Source organism: Sphingomonas sp. P2_B6, assembly GCF_056404755.1.
Genome location: NZ_JBFUDK010000034.1, coordinates 1 through 2,345 on the forward strand (window position 1 = coordinate 1; position 2,345 = coordinate 2,345).

The 2,345-nt window shown below is 60.5% G+C and carries 1 protein-coding gene and 3 pseudogenes; 2 read left to right on the forward strand and 2 right to left on the reverse strand.

From position 1 onward, the window contains the following. Positions 1-121 precede the first annotated feature (121 nt). A pseudogene (locus AC1DX5_RS24165) lies at positions 122-248 on the reverse strand (transposase); the annotation flags it as partial. A gap of 12 nt (positions 249-260) precedes the next feature. Here AC1DX5_RS24165 and AC1DX5_RS24170 point away from each other — a divergent pair. Together AC1DX5_RS24170 and AC1DX5_RS24175 are read left to right on the forward strand one after the other, a co-directional pair. Further along, a pseudogene (locus tag AC1DX5_RS24170) lies at positions 261-408 on the forward strand (IS5/IS1182 family transposase); the annotation flags it as partial. Positions 409-537: 129 nt separating this feature from the next. Next, positions 538-2,145 (forward strand): calcium-binding protein, encoded by a 1,608-nt coding sequence (locus AC1DX5_RS24175; protein ID WP_478017850.1) that lies wholly within the window; start codon positions 538-540, stop codon positions 2,143-2,145. A 72-nt stretch (positions 2,146-2,217) separates the two neighbouring features. Here the strand turns inward: AC1DX5_RS24175 and AC1DX5_RS24180 are convergent. Continuing rightward, positions 2,218-2,345: pseudogene (locus AC1DX5_RS24180) on the reverse strand (transposase); the annotation flags it as partial.

A 2,345-nucleotide genomic window follows, 5' to 3' on the forward strand; every position in this document is an offset into this window, starting at 1 on the left:
GGGCGGGATTCTCGAGGCGCTGACACCCGACGACTTCTATTTCGGATAGCCGTTGCGCAAGGTCGAGGAACAGAGACGCCAGATCCTTCTCGAACCAACCTTCGCCGGGATGGCTGATCCGCTGCAGCGGCTTTGAGCATCAGGTGCGTGAGCTTGGCGAAGACCTGCTCGATCGGATCGAGATCGGGGTTGTAGGGCGGCAGGAACAACAGCCTGGCGTCGGCGCTGCGGATCGCCTTACGGATGGCGGGCCGAAATAGGTGCAACTACCCGTCGATGCCGACATCTATGCCTTGCGCAACATGGTCGAGCGCTGCTTCGACAAGGTCAAGAACGCCGGGCGTCTCGCAACCCATCGATAGCTATTTCGGCTTCGTACATCTCGTCTCAATCCGCCTGTGGATGCGACAATTTGTCAACGCCTCCCAACGAGCCAGCCTAAAGGACAGTGGCGCCAAAAACCGATTTGCATCGGCCTGTTAGAGAGTTATTCATGGCCCCGGTCACGCGCTCAGGTGGCTGATCCGGAGAGATTCCATGGCAGCCATTAGCAGTTTTCTGGCAAATGATCGCGGCAGGGTCGATGTCTCGACCATCGGTGGCGTCGGATATCCTTTCGGGGGACGCTATGTGGCGACGATCCTGCCCGAGAACGATCCTGGAATAGTCGCCATGGCGACGATCACCGGCACGCCGGGCAACGACGTCCTGGTGGGCACCAACCTCCAGGACGATATCGACGCGGGTGCCGGTGACGACCAGGTGGACGGCAAGGAGGGCTATGACCTCATTCATGGCGGGCTGGGGAATGATACGCTGTACGGCGGATCGGCGTTCGATCCGAGCCGTGGCAGCGGCGGCGACGACATCGTCTATGGTGATGAGGGCGACGATTTCGTCGCAGGCGGGCAAGGCACTGACACCTTATACGGCGGGGACGGCAATGACCGCCTGTTCGGCGACGACGAATTCGTCAATCTTTCAGGGGACGACACGCTCTACGGCGGCGCCGGCGACGATCTCCTGAACGGCGGCTGGGGCAGCAACGCGCTCTATGGCGGCGACGGCAACGATATCCTGTACAGCTGGGGGTATAATTACACGGGTGTCTATAACAACAACTCTGGCACCATCAGGGACACGCTTTATGGCGGCGCCGGCGACGACACCTATTGGATAGTCGGGGCTCAAGGAAACGATGATAGCGTTCGGGAGGAAGTGGGGGGTGGCTATGACACTGTCATGTTGCTTGATAGCGAAAGTACGGGTGGCGTCGAGAACGTAGAGCGTATTTATCTGTTTGTTACAGATGGGTTTCTCGCGCGCTCTAATAATAGAGGCGCCTCGTTCGTTGATAACGCGGAAAGTAATCTTGTTTATGGAACGCCGTATGCCGACTCCATTAATATGAGTCGTGGTGGCGCTACCGAGACGGTATTCGGTTACGCGGGCAACGACCACATCGCTGGCTCGTCGGTTGGCTCGGGGCTCGGGGGGGGCGTTGCCGACTGGTTCTACGGCGGCGACGGAAAAGATACGCTCGAGGGTTATGGCAATGACGACCACCTCTTTGGCGAGGCTGGCAATGACAGTCTCGAAGGCGGCGAGGGCCGGGACGAGCTGGCCGGCGGCGCGGGCGACGATCTCATCTTCGATAAGGCCGGCGGCGGCGACCTGCTCTATGGCGAGGACGGCAACGACCTGATCCAGGTGAGCGGGACCAACACCGGTGCCTTCATCTATGGCGACGCGGGCGACGACCAGCTCTGGGSCGGCGACGGCAACGATCAGGTGGTCGGTGGTACCGGGAACGATATTCTCTACGGCGGTGCCGGCAATGACGGCCTCATGGGCGGTGCCGGGAACGACCAGATGCGCGGCGAGGCGGGCGAGGATCATTTCTACTTCGGCGATCGGGCGACCGGCAACGACATCATCTACGATTTCTCCGCCGAGGTCGGACGTGGACCGGCACACGACCTGCTGGTGTTCGATCCATCGGTCTTCACCGATTACGATACGGTGATGGCCGCGAGTGCCCAGGTTGGCGGCGATGTTGTCATTACGATATCGCAAGGCAACACGATCACCCTGTGGGGCGGGATTCTCGAGGCGCTGACACCCGACGACTTCTATTTCGGATAGCCGTTGCGCAAGGTCGAGGAACAGAGACGCCAGATCCTTCTCGAACCAACCTTCGCCGGGATGGCTGATCCGCTGCAGCGGCTTTGAGCATCAGGTGCGTGAGCTTGGCGAAGACCTGCTCGATCGGATCGAGATCGGGGTTGTAGGGCGGCAGGAACAACAGCCTGGCGTCGGCGCTGCGGATCGCCTTACGGATGGCG